The sequence below is a fragment of the Sphingobacterium spiritivorum genome (assembly GCF_016724845.1).
GTDB lineage: Bacteria > Bacteroidota > Bacteroidia > Sphingobacteriales > Sphingobacteriaceae > Sphingobacterium > Sphingobacterium spiritivorum_A.
In genome coordinates, this window is record NZ_CP068082.1 from 3204833 (window position 1) to 3220435 (window position 15603).

Sequence of the window (15603 nt, forward strand, 5' to 3'; positions counted from 1 at the left end):
ATGAAGAAATTTGTTCAACATATAGTAGCCTTCTCATTAAGGCATTCCCTTATTGTTATTTTTGCAACAGTTGTCCTGTTGTGTTCCGGGGTATATGCTTATCTCCATACACCTATTGAAGCCTTTCCGGATGTGACCAATACCAGGGCACGTATTATTACGCAGTGGTCCGGGCGGAGCGCGGAAGAAATAGAAAAATTTGTAACACTGCCGATCTCAAAGGAGATGAATACTATTCCCAAGAAGTCGGAAGTACGTTCCATTTCTCTTTTTGGTCTTTCCGTTGTGACCGTACAGTTTGATGACGAAGTAGATGATTTCTATGCACAACAGTATGTGGCTAACAGAATGAACGGGGTCGAACTTCCATCGGGTGCAAAGAGTGAAATCGAACCACCCTATGGAGCTACGGGAGAGATATTCCGCTATGTCATCAAGAGTGATCTGCCTATCAAAGAAGTTTCAGCGATTCAGGATTGGACCATAGAACGTGAATTAGTCTCTGTTCCGGGGGTTGCTGATGTCGTGAGCTTTGGTGGAGAAGAAAAGATCTATGAGATAAAGATCAATCCTACTGAACTGGCTAATTATAATTTGTCACCTCTGGATGTATATGAAGCGGTATCCCGATCAAATATTAATGTGGGAGGGGATGTGATCCAGCAGGGTAATCAGGCCTATGTCGTCAGGGGTGTCGGCTTACTGGACAAAGTAGATGATATTAAGAATATTCTGATCAAAGTGAATGGGTCTACACCTATTCTGATCAGACATGTGGCAGAAGTATCTATCTCTGCCAAACCAAGATTAGGACAGGTCGGCTATAATGAGGAGGACGATCTCGTGGAAGGGATCGTGGTGATGTTGCGGGGAGAGAATCCTTCAGATGTTATCGTACGGCTGAAAGCCAAGATTGAAGATCTGAATACCCGCATATTGCCCAGGAATGTGCAGATCGTTCCCATTGTAGACCGGACAAAACTGGTTGATAATACCGTACACACGGTTTCCAAAAATCTGGTGGAAGGTATATTGTTGGTATCTTTTATTGTATTTATCTTTTTATACAATTGGAAAACTACTTTTATCGTAGCCTCAGTTATTCCGCTGGCCTTTCTTTTTGCTATCATTATGCTGCGGATACAGGGGCTTCCTGCTAATCTGATCTCTATGGGCTCTCTGGATTTTGGTCTGTTGCTGGAGGGAACACTGGTTATTGTTGAAACCGTCTTTGTTGCGCTGGAGCGGGAGGCACATCACCTCGGAGCTGCACGATTCAACAAGATTTCAAAACTGGGTATTATTAAGAAAAGTGCAGGTTCAGTAGCCAGTTATATCTTCTTTGCTTTATTGATTCTGATCGTAGCTTTATTGCCGATCTTTTCTTTCCAGAAAGTGGAAGGTAAGATGTTTTCTCCGTTGGCATTTACACTTGGATATGCTTTGCTGGGGTCTCTGATCCTGAGTCTGACCTATGTGCCGGCAATGTGTAAATATCTGCTCAATAAAAATATCAGCGAAAAGGAAAATGCTATTTCCAGGTTTTTCAGGAAATATGTGTTTAACTTTTTCAGGTTCACCTTTAAACATAAGAAATGGACAATCGGAGTTTTTTTATTTATTTTAATCGGATGTGCCGTTCGCTTTCATTTTTATGGTTCGGAATTTTTGCCCAAACTGAATGAAGGTGCTATTTATGTACGGGCTACACTGCCGAATAGTGTGAATCTCGATGAATCTGTCAAACTGACGAAAGAAATGAAGGAGATGCTTAGAACAGACTTTGATGAGATAGACTTCATTATGACGCAGACAGGAAGACCAAATGACGGAACAGACCCTACAGGATTTTTTAATATTGAATTTAATATTGAACTGAAGCCCAAAGAAAAATGGAAGCAAAAGATCTCCAAGGATGAGCTCATCGCCCAGATGCGGGAAAAGCTTCAGCAATATCCCGGAATTACATTTGGATTCAGCCAGCCCATACAGGATAATGTGGAAGAATATGTGGCCGGGGTAAAGAGTCCGTTGGTTATTAAGATTTTTGGTGATGATCTATATGAGCTGGAAAAGAAAGCCTTTGAAGTCGCTAATGCTATCAAATCGGTACACGGTATTACAGATATTAATGTATTTAAAAATATCGGATTGCCGGAATTGAGGATACAGCTTCACGATTCTAAAATGGCTAAATATGGCGTGTCTACTAATGATGTGCAATCTGTTATCGAGATGACTATAGGCGGGCAGTCTGCAACGACTTTCTATGAGAACGAACGTATGTTTGATGTAATGGTACGTTTTCAAAAGGATTACCGGGATAATCCCGAAAAGATCGGTAATATCCTGATTCCTACTATGAATGACCAGAAAGTTCCGCTTCGGGAGATTGCAACGATTGACTACCACACAGGTCCTGCATTTATTTACCGGGAGGGAAATTCCAGATACATAGGGGTCGGCTTTAATATTGAAGGCCGTGATCTGGGAAGCACTATTCAGGAGGCTAAGGCGAAAGTGAAACAGGATGTAAAACTTCCGAAAGAGAATAAAATGGTCTGGGCCGGGGAGTTTGAAAGTAAAGAACGTGCATCAAAACAGTTGATGATGGTGGTTCCGGTTTCGTTGGTGCTGATCCTGATTCTGCTGTATGCCAACTTTGGAAATGTCAAAGATACTGTGATATCTGCTATTACGTTGCCATTTGCCTTTATCGGCGGATTCCTGTCGCTTTGGATCACCGGGACTATCTTTGGTATTTCTGCCGGAATCGGGTTTATCATTCTCTTCGGAGTGGCCACTATTGATGGTATTGTACTTATAGGTGTGATGAAGGAAAATCTGAAACACAAAATGAAGCTGAAAGATGCAATCTATGAAGGTGTCAAAAGCCGGATCCGTCCGGTGGTCATGATCGCATTGATGGGTTCAATGGGATTGCTGCCTGCTGCACTTTCCAGCGGCATGGGCTCTGAGATCCAGAAGCCTTTGGCTATTATGATTGTCGGGGGATTGATTATCTGTCTGATTCTATCTTTCGCTGTCTTACCTGTAGTCTTTTATCAGGCCTATAAAAAGGAATACGCATAAAAAAGTGAGGGCTCATCATTGATGAGCCCTCACTTTTTTATATTGATCTTACAAGTTTTTCATGATCGTATGCCCCATACGGTCACGTTTTGTTTTCAGATACTCTTCGTTGTATTGATTTGCCTGAATCTCGATAGGTACATTCTCAATAATTTCCAGACCATATCCTACCAGTCCGGCACGTTTTGTCGGATTGTTAGACATCAGGCGCATTTTAGTGACTCCAAGATTACGGAGGATCTGTGCACCTACACCGTAGTCTCTTAAGTCGGCTTTGAAGCCAAGCTGCAGATTGGCATCCACTGTGTCAACCCCACCTTCCTGCAGTTTATAAGCGTGCAGTTTGTTGATAAGACCGATTCCTCTGCCTTCCTGATTCATATATACAATGACTCCTTTACCTTCTTGCTGAATCATTTCCATTGCTTTGTGAAGCTGAGGCCCGCAGTCGCAACGGCATGATCCGAAGATGTCTCCTGTCATACATGAGCTGTGTACACGTACTAAAATAGGCTCATCTTCTTTCCATTCTCCTTTGTACAGGGCTAAATGCTGTGCGCCTGTATCTTTTTGTGTATAGGCTTTCAATTGAAAATCACCATATTCCGTAGGCATATTCACCGTTACTTCTTCATTAATCAATGAATCATGTTTCAAACGGTATTCGATCAGATCTTCAATGCTGATAATCTTAAGGTCAAAACGTTTCGCTACTTCAATCAATTCCGGCAGACGTGCCATTTCTCCGTCTTCCTTCAATATTTCGACCAGTACACCAGCAGGTTCAAATCCGGCAAGACGAGCCAGATCTACAGTTGCCTCCGTGTGGCCTGTACGGCGAAGTACACCACCATCTTTTGCAATGAGCGGGAAGATATGTCCCGGACGTCCCAGTTCTTCAGGACGGATATTCGGATCTATTAAGGCTTTGATAGTCTTTGAACGATCTGAAGCGGAAATACCAGTTGTGCATCCGTATCCCTGTAAGTCTACTGATACGGTAAAATTGGTCTCATACACAGCTGTGTTCTGTCCTACCATAAGGTCAAGACCCAGTTCATCACAACGTTCTTTTGTTAAAGGAGCACATACTAATCCACGGCCATGAGTAGCCATAAAATTGATGATTTCCGGAGTCGCATTGCGCGCTGCGGTAACAAAATCGCCTTCATTTTCACGATCTTCATCATCTACTACAATAATTACTTTACCGGCTTGTATATCGGCGATTGCTTCTTCAATCGAATTAAGCTTTATTTCCATTTTAATTTAAGAAAATATGTTTTTACAAAGTTAGAGTTGTTTACACAAGTATTTATAATGAACCTGTCATAATTATACTGAAGTGCCCTGCTGGGGAATATTTTTATCCTTAGTGAACCGGCTTCTGATCCATTTCCAGATCGATTGTGCCTTGAGTTTATATTGCTCAACATCGAATAGGGAAGAGTCTGTAGTAGATTTATAGGTCAAAAATATAGCCAGTGGTGTAAGTATTATTATAGCCATCCACATCCCTGTCATCGGGGCTAAGCTTGCATCTTTTGCTGCTTTTTCAGATACCGTGGATATGATGTGATAGATCAGAAAGAAAATAATCGCCATTACTACCGGAAGTCCTAATCCTCCTTTACGGATGATTGCACCAAGCGGTGCCCCGATACCAAAAAGGAGTAAACAGGAGACTGCCAATGTGAATTTGCGATGGAATTCTAAGCGGTAGCGGATATCTTTATCTCTGAACGCCTTGTATTCCAGTGTTTTATTGCCTAAGGTCTCTGTGATATAACGGGATTGTGTCATGGCTGATCCGACGATCTGTCTGCGTTCTGTGGCAGGAACCACATCTTCCAATAGATTCTTGAACGGTTTTACTTTGGCCGGAACAATTTTCATACCCGGAGAACGGAAGTAGTTGGAATAATAATTATAATAATTTCGGATATCATGTTCAGCCATACGCCCTACGCTGTCCATCTGACGATGATTAGAGTCCGTATACATCTTGAGCTGACGAAGATTCAACATGGCATGATGTGATTTAAACAGATTTTCGTCTGTACGTTTCATCTGAAAATCACCCATATCAAATTTTTGTTCAGTCTCCTTAAACTGAAAACGTACAAACTGCTTCCGGGGATCGTAGGACTTGCTGTCTTTCCCTTTTGACTCTTCGTACCGGATGCCGTCTTTTAGTCTCAAAACCATATAGTTGTTGTCCGGAGAGTTTTGAACAAAGCCTTCTTTGGCTAAGAGTACATTGTTGGATGAGCTGCCAGATGTATGATCGTAGATCATCAATTCATTTAATACAGTACCATCTTTACTTTTACTTTTTGCGCGGATAGCATATCCGGGAATGGTATTGTTAAATATTCCGGGTTTGATCAGAAAATCTGCTTTCTTATTCCGTACATCATAGAGCAGGGAACCCATCTTCAGATTTACGACCGGTAATATATAATCGGAGAACAAAAAAGAACCTGCACTGAATAGGGCGACGAGAATAAACAGGGGGGTCATGGCTTTGCGAAGAGATACTCCGGCAGCTTTAATGGCTACCAGTTCATAACTTTCGCCCAGGTTACCAAATGTCATGATCGAAGATAACAACATGGAGAGGGGGAGAGCCATCTGCATTTGTACGGCACATTGATAGCCGATAAGCTGCAGGATGACGTACCATTCAAACCCTTTTCCAATCAAATCATCTATATATTTGAAAAGGAAAAGCATCAATAGCACAAACATCACGATACAAAATGTGACGATAAACGGCTTTATGAAAGATTGAAGAATTAATAAGTGAATTTTTTTCATTCGTCAGCTCACTGTACAACCCATCACTATTAATTTAGAATAAGTTGTAGCATAATATATTATTATGCTACAAAGATAAAGATTTTTTATGCTCCAATAACACTTTGGAGATATTCTATCTGATTGTCCCAGATTTTTTTTCGATCTTCCAGATTATCCTCTTTGGCAAAATCAACGATGGATAAAGCAACATCATTTGTCAGCTCATCCTGATTGATTTCCATTTCGAAAAAATAGGGTTCATCGTCCAACCATTTGAACTTTACACTTTTGTTTTCTTTGGAAGCGATAAGTTTGGCCTTGTGGCTTTCATTATCCCATATAAATTCATAGGTGTTGTCACGGAAGTGAACTTCGTCAGCAAACCATTGCGCCAACGCATTTGCCTCTTCCAAAAATGGGAAAAGAATACGTGGAGACGAGTTGATGATATATTCGCGTTGAAATTTTACTTTTTCTTCCATACGATATTTTGCACTTGTTTAGTTGTTTTACTTTTGCCTCTCTACTGTTAAAAACCGTGCCATTCTTGTTTGTTAAGAAGGCCTGTAATTGTGCTTTTAAAAGCAGCAGATCACTCTCTTTTTGTAAGTATACAGATTTATTTTGTTTAAAAAAATAGAATAAGAGTTTTATTAAAATAAATTTTTAAAATCTTTTTTCTGTGTATTTTTTTCATTTTTAGGGATTTGTGCGGATGGATAGGCGTGAGGATGAAAAAAAGGAGAAATTATAGCTAAAATTACTTTGAATGTAAGTTGATATTGCTATATTTGCATACTCAAAAACGGCGGGGTAGCTCAGATGGTTAGAGCGCAGGATTCATAACCCTGAGGTCGGCAGTTCGATCCTGCTCCCCGCTACTAGAAAGCAGATACGAAAGTGTCTGCTTTTGTTGTTTTAGGCGGTTTTGGAAGGGGTTTATTTATTTCAGTAGTGCCATATAGCTGTGGCACTACTTTTTGTTTAAGGTTTTATTTCGCCTGTACTCAGATACCGAACCATGATTTGTGTAAATAGAGCATTGTATTTTGTCTGGATAAGCTCACTTTCCAATGTGAGCAGATTTGACCTTGAGGTGCTCAGATCGTATATACTGATTCTTCCTGCTTCATAACTTTTCAGGCTTAATTCAAATGCTTTTCTGGTTACTTCCAGAACATTTGCTGCCAATTTATATTGTCTTTGGTAATTATCCAGATCCAGTAACTGTTTTTCCAGGTCCTGTTTGATTGTAAGTTGCTCTAATTCCAGTTGCTTCGCATTTTCAGCCTGTTGTATCTTATTTTTCTGAACCGCTATTTTTACTGCATTCTTATTGAATACAGGTATATTGATTGTTAAACCTATCTGCTGAGAAAAATTATTCTGAAGCTGATTGAATAAGGGAAGTTTACCAAAACCGGTGGACAGATTACTGAAATAGAAACTTCCCAGTGTCAGACTTGCATCTATGGTGGGATACAGTTGCGCTTTTATAGCTTTTTGATCAAATTTCAGTGCTTCATTCAATAAGGCATATTTTTTCAAAGCCGGATGTTGCTGCAAAAAGGAGGCATATAAGGCTGCGCTGTCATAACTCGATTCCTGTAGGGATGATAAAGCCTGAAGCTCTGTATTAATCTCAAAATTTTGATTCTGTTCCACAGCCATGATCTGTTTGAGTTCCAGTATTGCTTTATCTACAGCATAGTGTGCCCGTCTTTTCTTTTCGTTTTCACGTTCATAATTCGCCTTTGCTTCATATAATATCGTCAGTGAAGTGGCGCCAAGGTCTGTAGACTTTTGTACTTTCTGGAACTGTTGCTCAGCAAATGTCAAAGCTGTATCGACAGCTTTGCAGATTTCTTTTTGCAGCAAGACATTCAGGTAACCCTCGATAGTTTTCAGGGTTATTTCTCTTTTCAATAACGCCAGATCCTGTCCGCTGGCTTCCATTTCTTTCTCTGATCTTTTAATGGAATTTTTCAGTTTACCATTATTCAGGATCGAATAGGATGAAGACAGACCAAGTGTGCTGTTAAAATTATCATTTCTCGCATTATTCCCGAAAATATCCTGTGATTGTCCAAAATTGCTGAACATATTTGTAAATCCGTTTAAATTGGGCAGCCTTTCATTTTTGTAATTTTTTATGTCCAGGGTTTTGTTGTCCAGAGCCAACATCGCTTTATCTACAGCGATGTTTTTTTCAAGAGCAATAGCAATACATTGATTTAAGTCAAAAGTCTGCTGTGCCGGCAAAATCTTGTGAGAAACCAATGTGACTGTGAGGGTCAGCAGTATATATCGAAAAAATGTAAACATTAGTTATCCTGGTATCTAAGTAAACTTCTCAATTGACTCAATATCCTTTCTGCCAGGGTTAGCTCTTCTGTGACGATATCAGCCGTTCCGCTCAGCTCTTTGTCAAATGCGAGAGTTTTATGATAAGAGGTTTGTAATCCTTCAGGCAAACTTACCTCGACGTAGTATTTGCTGTCTTTATCCTGAACCATAGCGATAGATTTGATTTTCCCTTTTATTATTCCGTATTCCTGATATTTGTAGTTATCAAGCTTGATCAATACTTTCTGATCTGATTTTATCTTTCCCTGATTCTGTGCGCCGATATGCATTTGTCCTATTGTTATCTGTCTGTTATTCGGGAGTACACTTAGCAATGTCGTTCCGGCTTTTACAAACTGTTTCTCTCCTAAAAACTGCAGATAGCTTAATGTTCCGTCTATAGAAGCATAGACCAGGTAATTTCTTTCCCATTGACGCAGAGATTTCTTTAGTTTTTCAAGCAACAGGACAGACGCAGAGGAATAGGATGTTTTCTCTTTAACAATATTCACATCTGCACCGGATTTCAGTTTTCTGAAATTTAAAATGGTTTCTTCCAGCTGAGCAATGGCGATTTCCGTATTCTTGAAATTTTTCTGAGCTTCTAATAATTTTAATTTTTCATTTTCAAGTTCCAGAGCAGATATTACGCCTTCGCGATGTAATGATTCAGAACGCTTATAATTTTTTTCGGTCAACTGGTATTTACTTGATTCCAGTATATGCTGTTGTTTCAGATTGGCGATACGTTCTTTATAATCTGTGATACCTTTTGTTGCGGTGACTTCTTCTGCAGCATAAGGTTGCAGGCTGTTGAACAATATTTCTTCTTCCAGTGCCTTCGCAAAGGCATTGTAATCTTCCTGGACTTCTCCTAATCTGAAACCTGATACAAGATGTAACGGGAATCTGGAAAGGTGCTTTGTAGAAATGGAATCAAGAATTCCTTTCAATTGATGTATATCTTTATCATCTGCTGATGACTCTAATACCATGAGCAAGTCTCCTTTCTTCACTGTTTGCTGATCCTTTGCTATCAGCTTTTCAATCCTGGAATCTATCCTGATCTCGATTTTCTCCGGCGGATTCTGAGAGGAGATAATAATGGGTGACGTGATAAATTCAGGATATTTAATGACACAGGCCAGTGAAAAAAATAAGAGAATTATGCCCAGAATAACCAGACTTCCCCAACGAATAAGCCAGTTTGGTGGTGTTTCCAATACCTCCTGAACCTGCTCTGAACGCAGATTGATATTTTCTAATATGTTGCCTTTAGTTTCCAAGTTCCAATTGATTTTTTACTAACCGATAATATTCTCCTTTTAAGGATACAAGTTCTTCATGATTACCTTCCTCTACTACCTTACCTTTATCTAGTACGATTATTTTATCTGCATTTTTTACTGTAGATAACCGATGCGCTATAATAATAGCTGTACGCCCTTTCAGGAACTGATTCAGATTATCTGTGATTACCTTTTCAGTATTTGCATCCAATGCAGATGTTGCTTCATCAAAAAATACATACTGAGGTGATTTATACACCGCCCTCGCTATTAACATTCGCTGACGCTGTCCTCCGCTCACACCTAATCCTTCGTATCCTATTTTTGTATTGTAACTCAGAGGCAGGGATTCAATGAAATCTTTAATATGTGCGATTTCTACAGCATGCTTTAGTTTTTGCTTATCCACAGTAATATTTCCTATAGCAATATTATTCGCAATACTTTCATTGAAAATATAACCGTCCTGCATCACGACCCCACAGGAAGCACGCCACATGCTTGGTGCTATATGACGTATATCGGTATGACCTATCTTGATTTCACCTTCGTCTGCATCGTAAAATTTAGTTAAAAGCTTCATCAGTGTCGTTTTTCCGGATCCGCTTGCTCCCACAATAGCAGTAGTTTTTTCATACGGAATCACCAGATTTAACTGTTCGAATACAGCAGTAGTTGATCCTTTATACCGAAATGTCAGATTGGATACGGAAATATGCTGCTCCGGAATCTCAGATACATAACTGTTATCCATCGATTCTTCATCTTCCTTGCCATGAATTTCATTCAGTCGTTCCAATGCAATTTTGGCATCCTGAGACTGTCTGATAAAGTTCATAAATTGGGCTAACGGACTATTCAGTTGTCCGATGATGTATTGGACAGAAAGCATCATACCTAAAGTCAACGAGCCATCTACGACTAAGCTTGCTGCTACAAAACTGATGAATACATCTTTGAGTTGATTGATAATATTTCCGCCGATTGTCTGTACCTGTTCAAGCTTAAGCGCCTTGATTTTAATACGGAAAACCTTTATCTGAATGCCTTCCCATTGCCAGCGTTTATTGGTTTCGGCATTGTTCATTTTGATTTCCTGCATGCCGTTGATCAGTTCCATGACCTGACCTTGCTCTTCGGCTAACTGAGAGAATTGTTTATAATCCAACTCTCTTCGTTTTTTCAAAAAGAATGCAATCCAGAAGAAGTAAAGAATGGCGCCGACCAGATAAATCAGAAAAAGTTTATAGCTGTATAGAAGAAGGACAACACCAAAAATCAAAAAGTTGATCAATGAAAATATCGTCTGTAAGGAGTTATTGGTCAGTAATTGTTCGACCCGACCGTGATCAGCTATGCGTTGCATAATATCTGCTGTCACCCGTGAATCGAAAAAACTGATAGGCAGGCGCATCAGTTTAATGAAGAAATCAGATACAATAGAAATATTGATCCGGGAAGAAAGATGTAGCAGAATCCATCCTCTGATCACTTCTATTCCCATTTGTCCGATATACAGCATAATCTGTGCAAACAGCACCAGATATATAAAATTCAGGTCCTGATTCTGAATCCCAATATCAACTATACTCTGTGTCAGAAATGGAAATACCAGAGAGAGCAAACTTCCTCCGATCAGTCCCAGAGCCAATTGAATGATAAAGGATTTATATTTTAAAAAATAGTGTTTCAGATAGTTTGTAATAGAGAAAGATTTATCTGTAACATCCTGTTGTTGATCAAAACGTGCTGTAGTTTCCAGCAGGAGTACAATACCTTCTTCTGTTGTATCAGTCGCACCTCTGCCGATCCAGTGTTGCAAAAACTCCTCTTCTGAATAACTGATCAACCCGTAGCTTGGATCCGAAATATGTATGCGATAGCCCTGACGATTTTTTTCGATCTTATAGACAACAACAAAATGTTGTTTCATCCAGAATACAACACAGGGTAGAGGTGCTTCCTCCACAAGAGTCTTAAAATCTATTTTTACGGAAAGGGTCTTAAATCCTATGGATTCGGCAGCTTTACTCAGCCCCAAAAGACTGGAGCCTTCGCGGGTCGTCTCGGACAGATCGCGAAGCATCTGCAGCGATAATATTTTCCCGTAATATTTACTGATAATACGGAGACAGGTAGGTCCGCAATCTTTGGAGTCGGGTTGTTTATAAAACGGAAATTTGGCCATGTCTATTTTTCTTGAGCTAATTTTTCAAAACCATAATATGTCATCGCCAGTTCCTTTAAAGGATTTAATGACCATTCTGACCATTCATTACTGTAGGGGTCATATCCGCATTTCAAGGGTTTAGAGACATCCAGTCCTGATTCATTGTAATCTGAGCGTTCTGTAAAAGCCCTGCAATCGGTACACACATTTCTAAATTCACAATCTTTACAAACTGTAATTTCGTCTTTTGTCATGTTCCAGTATTGCTGAACAGCACCTTGCTGCAGCACTTCTTCTAAAGTCATTTTGTTTATGTTGCCAAAAGATTGAGGCATTGCCGGGCAATTCTTAATATTGCCATTTCTATCAATTCCCAGCTTTTTGTGAAGGCAGGAATTATGGTTAATGGCTTCCAAAACTTTAGGCATATTCGTATTGAAATAATCAACGTTTACTTTTCCACAGGAATGGATCGATAGCGGATCTTTTTTGAAATCCAGTGTAAATCTGTAATTCGTATCCGGGCTTAGAGGAGTCTCCTCACATTGATAAAATACAAGGTGATAAATACGCTGAGTGTAATCGTGAATATTCTGAAAAAAATCTGCGTTTAACTCCGTTGAATAAGCTGAATATAGTTCCAGACCTTCCAGTGCTGTATTGTCAAAAACTTTGTCAAAATCTATTAGTTCCTGCGAAGAAATTGTGCTTCTGCAAAAGACAACCAGATGTCTGATCCTCAGGTTGGCTATGGATTGTACTAACGATTCAGGTATTTCTAATTTTTCAACTTCTATAAACAGATTAGAGATTTGTTGATAATCGTGGTACTCATAAGATAAGGGGAGAAAATTTTTATCCCAGTCACCTTCTGTTATAAAACCATATTCCCTTTCCAATAGATAACCGATGTATTCCTGTATAATAATTTTGGATCCGGGATCATAATTTTCCAGTACGGATTCAATAGAAGCCGATTTTAATTCTTCTATAAGTTCATATAATTCTAAGGGATATAATTTGGAAATACTTCTTCCTAAATCCGAAATCAGTATACGATTATATCCTTTAGTTATATAGATATCACTGTACAAATTGAAGAATCTCATAGTAGTCTGGTCAATGGTTTGAATGGTTTTGTGCGTAATAAATAATCTGTCTGATACGTCGAACATTTCAGGTAATCCGATGAAGTTGAATCCGGATTATCCGAACGTTTATTGCCAAAAAACTCCATGTATTCAAAGGTCAGTGGCAATTTGTTCTTTTCCTGTAGTATCAGGTCTTTTACTTTGTCTTCCATATTATAAGTATGCTGCTATTTCTTTTTCCAAGCCATAGTTGCAGGTGTTTGACATGCCTAAGAACTGGCCAATGGCGTTGATTTCCAGAAAGTAAAACGTATCACCGGACTTAATAAAATCCAGAGAGCCGCTGTTTAAGTCTAAGGATTGCATCAATACATCAATTTTATGTTCCACTTCTGCCGGAAGTTTATATCGTACATTTCTATTTGGAGTTTGGGTATTGTATCTTCTGTGATCTATTCGGGTCTTTTCATCGTTTTGAGAGATAATAGCTGTTGAGTAAATTTTCCCGTTTAAAAAGAAGCTTCTTACTTCAAAATCTTTTTCGATCTTTTCCTGAAAGAAAGAAATAAAGAAGTCCGATTCTTTTTTTTGCTCAATCAGCGATGTATACATTATTCCGCTCTGGTTTTCCTGAATATCATCTATTATCGGTGTTCCGGATATTGGTTTTACAATAGTCTGATTGGCGATAACATCTTCCATATCCTCAGCCAAAAAATAGTCCGGTACATCCAATCCTGCTTCTTTTGCTTTTTCCAGAACCAACAGTTTGTTTACATGGCTGTTACTTTGCTTGTTAATATGTTTTTTCCCTTCCAGAGTCTGGATTACATAATCCGTTAACCAATGTTGTACCTCAAACATATAGCGATCTATAGCTTGATTATGATATCTAAGTTCATTAAATGCTATCCCTCCCCGTCTATACCATACAGCGCTTATCTCATTCAGAAAAAACTGATTCCGCTGACTTTTTAAAACGATTCTTTTTTTAGAAGTATGTATTTCAAAAACTTCATCTTCATGAATGCGGATAAAGGGCTTATGCAATGCACGAAGCCATTTTATGACCGTCGTAGTCGTGATTTCATTGTTTTTGGAGATGATTAAAATCATACTTTTAAATAGTTTGGTATATTAAGGATTATACTTTTTTAACGTAAGCTGCTTTTGCAAGCAGCCTACGCTTTAAAAATGTGTGAAAAATGAGATGGGGTTTAATCAAAGTGTGGGAATCGTCCGTCTTTGATCCATACTCTTGATAAGTATGCACCGCCATTTCCATCATACACATCTACATCGCGGCAACCATGTGCATCTACGAAGTTTGATTGGATTTCATAGAATCCCTGGTTCATCGACATCGCTAATCCACCGATGACATTCAAATCGACTTTCTTCTTTTCCAAAGCAGAAAAGTCCTTCATTCCTGTTAACTTTTTCATTTCTTTAAAACTTGAAGATTAACAACCTGAACAATCGTAAAATCTTGCGCGCCATTTACCACCGTGGTAGTAGTCAACATCTCTGCATCCGTTTTCATCCAGAAAATTAGATGCGATGTACTTAGGACCACCTTCCAAACTACCTAATACTGCTGTAGAACTGTTCAAATCCAGTTTTTTGTTTTCTAATGAAGAGAAACTCTTCATTCCATTTAAATTTTTCATTTTTTTTAAAATTTAGAGATTAGTAAATAATGTACAGCCCGTGTGTACATGTTAAGATTAATTAATAATGAGTAATTGGACAGTCTGATGTATCCCATCCGCGGCCTACAAATCTGCCCCCAACGTACATGTCATAATCGCGCGCACCGTCAGCATTTAAGAAATTAGAAGTGACTTCGGAGTAACGTTCCTGAGCACGACCTCCTGCTACACCTTCCAGGTTTTCACTTTCTAGTTTTTTGTTTTCTAAAGAAGAGAAGCTCTTCATTCCATTTAATTTTTTCATTTTTTAAAAAATTTTAAAGATTAGTAAATGATGTGCACAACGTTTGCACATTTTAAAATTAGTTATTAAGTGAAAGGTCTTTTGGGGCGATACATATTCGACTGGTACTGGTATATTTTTGCAGATTTCTGAGAAATATTCGTTTCCGCAATCTTTCGCATCCTGTTACTTTTCAGGAAGTCATTAACAGTGTCTGGTTTATGAGGAGGAGTATTGTGAGACAGGGGTATTATAAGACTTTCTTTCATCTGCAAAGTTTTGCATATACCAGTTTTGACTCTTTTGCAATGGATTACCCGTAATCATTTTAATGTAATCGGAATCTTAAGAGCCAAATTTCATCTGAATATTTTAATTTTAATAGTTATGAAGGATAAGGTAATGTATAATACAATGCAGGAACATTGGCATCAGTCCGAATTGGTAGGAATAGATGCTATAGTTTTTTCAGATGGGAGTATGAAGTTAATTGATATCTCCGCGAATGAAAATCAGGAAATAAAGAATACTTTCGGAAAGGAATACCATTTTAGTATTTCAGGAACGACTTCCTTAAACGAAATCATTGAAAAGTATGACAATGACATCTGGTCCGTTTGCCAGATCAATGATCAGATTACGATAGACAACCTATATAATTTTGTTTGCGGAGAGGGGGAAATGGGAAATGAAGGTTTTATAGCCAAACTGGATATAGACGGAAAAATAGTATGGTCTCTGTACAGTACCACATCAAATCCTTTCTGCAAATTAGAGTATTCCAACGGCCGGTTACGGGCTGTTTCAACTTCTAATTTTGCTGTTATAATAGATGCTTACGGTGACGGTATAACAATAGACAATTATTTATGATCTG

The 15603-nt window shown here is 38.8% G+C and carries 14 protein-coding genes and 1 tRNA gene; 3 read left to right on the forward strand and 12 right to left on the reverse strand.

The window, feature by feature from the left end; all coding sequences use genetic code 11:
- Positions 1-3093, forward strand: a complete 3093-nt coding sequence (locus I6J03_RS13510) for an efflux RND transporter permease subunit (protein WP_201693731.1) — start codon at positions 1-3, stop codon at positions 3091-3093.
- 48 nt (positions 3094-3141) lie between these two features.
- Here I6J03_RS13510 and I6J03_RS13515 read toward each other — a convergent pair whose 3' ends face one another.
- The 3 genes from I6J03_RS13515 to I6J03_RS13525 form a co-directional block, all read right to left on the reverse strand.
- The gene (locus I6J03_RS13515) at positions 3142-4356 is read right to left on the reverse strand and encodes a bifunctional 3,4-dihydroxy-2-butanone-4-phosphate synthase/GTP cyclohydrolase II (RefSeq protein WP_003011860.1); all 1215 of its coding nucleotides are present in this window, start codon (positions 4354-4356) and stop codon (positions 3142-3144) included.
- 72 nt (positions 4357-4428) lie between these two features.
- Positions 4429-5913, reverse strand: coding sequence for an LptF/LptG family permease (locus I6J03_RS13520; protein ID WP_003011863.1), 1485 nt, complete (start codon positions 5911-5913; stop codon positions 4429-4431).
- 86 nt (positions 5914-5999) lie between these two features.
- Positions 6000-6377 (reverse strand): START-like domain-containing protein, encoded by a 378-nt coding sequence (locus I6J03_RS13525; RefSeq protein ID WP_003011865.1) that lies wholly within the window; start codon positions 6375-6377, stop codon positions 6000-6002.
- Positions 6378-6702: 325 nt separating this feature from the next.
- Between I6J03_RS13525 and I6J03_RS13530 the strand changes: the two genes are divergently transcribed.
- Positions 6703-6776: transfer RNA gene (locus I6J03_RS13530), tRNA-Met, on the forward strand.
- Between the two features lie 103 nt (positions 6777-6879).
- Here the strand turns inward: I6J03_RS13530 and I6J03_RS13535 are convergent.
- The 9 genes from I6J03_RS13535 to I6J03_RS13575 all read right to left on the reverse strand — a co-directional run bounded on the left by I6J03_RS13535 (position 6880) and on the right by I6J03_RS13575 (position 14747).
- Positions 6880-8220 carry a TolC family protein gene (locus I6J03_RS13535; RefSeq protein WP_201693733.1) on the reverse strand — a complete coding sequence of 447 codons (1341 nt, stop codon included), beginning with the start codon at positions 8218-8220 and terminating at the stop codon, positions 6880-6882.
- Positions 8220-9527, reverse strand: coding sequence for an HlyD family secretion protein (locus tag I6J03_RS13540; protein ID WP_201693735.1), 1308 nt, complete (start codon positions 9525-9527; stop codon positions 8220-8222). The genes I6J03_RS13535 and I6J03_RS13540 overlap by 1 nt, the downstream gene beginning before the upstream one ends.
- A complete protein-coding gene (locus tag I6J03_RS13545) occupies positions 9517-11718 on the reverse strand; it encodes a peptidase domain-containing ABC transporter (RefSeq protein ID WP_003011875.1) in 2202 nt (733 codons plus the stop codon). The genes I6J03_RS13540 and I6J03_RS13545 overlap by 11 nt, the downstream gene beginning before the upstream one ends.
- Positions 11719-11720: 2 nt before the next feature.
- Positions 11721-12809 carry a grasp-with-spasm system SPASM domain peptide maturase gene (gwsS, locus tag I6J03_RS13550; RefSeq protein WP_232279849.1) on the reverse strand — a complete coding sequence of 363 codons (1089 nt, stop codon included), beginning with the start codon at positions 12807-12809 and terminating at the stop codon, positions 11721-11723.
- On the reverse strand, positions 12806-13003 hold the full coding sequence (locus I6J03_RS13555; RefSeq protein ID WP_198137142.1) for a hypothetical protein: 198 nt from the start codon (positions 13001-13003) through the stop codon (positions 12806-12808). Before I6J03_RS13555 ends, gwsS begins: the two co-directional genes overlap by 4 nt.
- Before the next feature lies 1 nt (position 13004).
- Entirely contained in the window at positions 13005-13907 is a 903-nt protein-coding gene (gene gwsG / locus I6J03_RS13560) for a grasp-with-spasm system ATP-grasp peptide maturase (protein ID WP_003011879.1), read from the reverse strand.
- Between the two features lie 101 nt (positions 13908-14008).
- A complete protein-coding gene (locus I6J03_RS13565) occupies positions 14009-14236 on the reverse strand; it encodes a TIGR04139 family peptide modification target (RefSeq protein WP_003011881.1) in 228 nt (75 codons plus the stop codon).
- A gap of 18 nt (positions 14237-14254) precedes the next feature.
- Complete coding sequence (locus I6J03_RS13570; RefSeq protein ID WP_003011883.1) at positions 14255-14461, reverse strand: TIGR04139 family peptide modification target; 207 nt, start codon at positions 14459-14461, stop codon at positions 14255-14257.
- A gap of 61 nt (positions 14462-14522) precedes the next feature.
- Positions 14523-14747, reverse strand: coding sequence for a TIGR04139 family peptide modification target (locus I6J03_RS13575; protein ID WP_003011885.1), 225 nt, complete (start codon positions 14745-14747; stop codon positions 14523-14525).
- A gap of 366 nt (positions 14748-15113) precedes the next feature.
- On the opposite strand from I6J03_RS13575, the gene I6J03_RS13580 reads away from it, so the two are divergent.
- A complete protein-coding gene (locus I6J03_RS13580) occupies positions 15114-15599 on the forward strand; it encodes a hypothetical protein (protein ID WP_003011888.1) in 486 nt (161 codons plus the stop codon).
- The last annotated feature ends 4 nt before the right edge of the window (positions 15600-15603 follow it).

Excerpts from the sequence above, each read along its gene's own strand:
- I6J03_RS13510 (WP_201693731.1), top strand. The coding sequence starts at position 1 with ATGAAGAAATTTGTTCAACATATAGTAGCCTTCTCATTAAGGCATTCC.
- I6J03_RS13515 (WP_003011860.1), bottom strand. The coding sequence starts at position 4,356 with ATGGAAATAAAGCTTAATTCGATTGAAGAAGCAATCGCCGATATACAA.
- I6J03_RS13520 (WP_003011863.1), bottom strand. The coding sequence starts at position 5,913 with ATGAAAAAAATTCACTTATTAATTCTTCAATCTTTCATAAAGCCGTTT.
- I6J03_RS13525 (WP_003011865.1), bottom strand. The coding sequence starts at position 6,377 with ATGGAAGAAAAAGTAAAATTTCAACGCGAATATATCATCAACTCGTCT.
- I6J03_RS13535 (WP_201693733.1), bottom strand. The coding sequence starts at position 8,220 with ATGTTTACATTTTTTCGATATATACTGCTGACCCTCACAGTCACATTG.
- I6J03_RS13545 (WP_003011875.1), bottom strand. The coding sequence starts at position 11,718 with ATGGCCAAATTTCCGTTTTATAAACAACCCGACTCCAAAGATTGCGGA.
- gwsS (WP_232279849.1), bottom strand. The coding sequence starts at position 12,809 with ATGAGATTCTTCAATTTGTACAGTGATATCTATATAACTAAAGGATAT.
- I6J03_RS13555 (WP_198137142.1), bottom strand. The coding sequence starts at position 13,003 with ATGGAAGACAAAGTAAAAGACCTGATACTACAGGAAAAGAACAAATTG.
- gwsG (WP_003011879.1), bottom strand. The coding sequence starts at position 13,907 with ATGATTTTAATCATCTCCAAAAACAATGAAATCACGACTACGACGGTC.
- I6J03_RS13565 (WP_003011881.1), bottom strand. The coding sequence starts at position 14,236 with ATGAAAAAGTTAACAGGAATGAAGGACTTTTCTGCTTTGGAAAAGAAG.
- I6J03_RS13570 (WP_003011883.1), bottom strand. The coding sequence starts at position 14,461 with ATGAAAAATTTAAATGGAATGAAGAGTTTCTCTTCATTAGAAAACAAA.
- I6J03_RS13575 (WP_003011885.1), bottom strand. The coding sequence starts at position 14,747 with ATGAAAAAATTAAATGGAATGAAGAGCTTCTCTTCTTTAGAAAACAAA.
- I6J03_RS13580 (WP_003011888.1), top strand. The coding sequence starts at position 15,114 with ATGAAGGATAAGGTAATGTATAATACAATGCAGGAACATTGGCATCAG.